Consider the following 764-nt stretch of genomic DNA (forward strand, 5'->3'; position numbering starts at 1 on the left):
ATCAGCTGTTACTTCTTTACCATTCTCATCGTTGTAGCGGTACTTGATTGTACGAGTAACTGTCTTAGTTAACTCAAGATTTTCTGCAGTATTTGGCCATACTGGTGAATTTGGATCTTCTGGATTAACTGGTTGACCTGGAACAGGTTTCTCATCATTTGGAGTCACTGGTTCCACACGTTGTTTAACTGTTACCTTGAAGTTATTCTTAGTATCATCTGCATCATAAACACGTCCATCTTCAGTTGTGAATCCATCGTTTACCAATTCATATCCAGCTTTTTGAAGAGCAATAATACGGTCTTCAGTAGAGTAATTGATCACTTCATCGAACTTACCAGAAGCCTTATCAATATCTCCAAGAACTTTTTCAGTTCCAGTTGTGACATCTACATATGTAACTGTAGCGTTTTGAGTTGCTTTTTCATATACATAAGTAATAGTTGTCAAGCCGTTTGTAACTGTACCATTTGCATTAGCTGGAGTTTCTGTTAATACATAACCTGGAATTGTCTTAGCTGATGATGTGTAAGAAGTTCCTGTTTCTTCGTTTTCAACAACAACAGTTGTATCTGCGATTGCTTCACCTTCTTTATTCACATACTTAGCAATAACTGTACCATCTTCAGAAAGCACGCGCGGAGTATAAGTAGCTTTCGCTACAGTTCCATTTGTGTCTTTACGTACAATAGTTACTCCTGTTGCAGTTCCAACGAAATCTTTATTTGGTGTGAAGGTTACCTTACCTGTTGGATCAACAGTAT

At 37.7% G+C, this 764-nt stretch carries 1 protein-coding gene; it reads right to left on the minus strand.

The window, feature by feature from the left end; all coding sequences use genetic code 11:
* Positions 1–764: mucin-binding protein (locus tag EII37_RS10780; RefSeq protein ID WP_185696011.1), on the minus strand; the 764-nt coding region annotated here is incomplete at both ends.

The organism is Streptococcus sp. OH4692_COT-348 (assembly GCF_003859975.1).
Taxonomy (GTDB): domain Bacteria; phylum Bacillota; class Bacilli; order Lactobacillales; family Streptococcaceae; genus Streptococcus.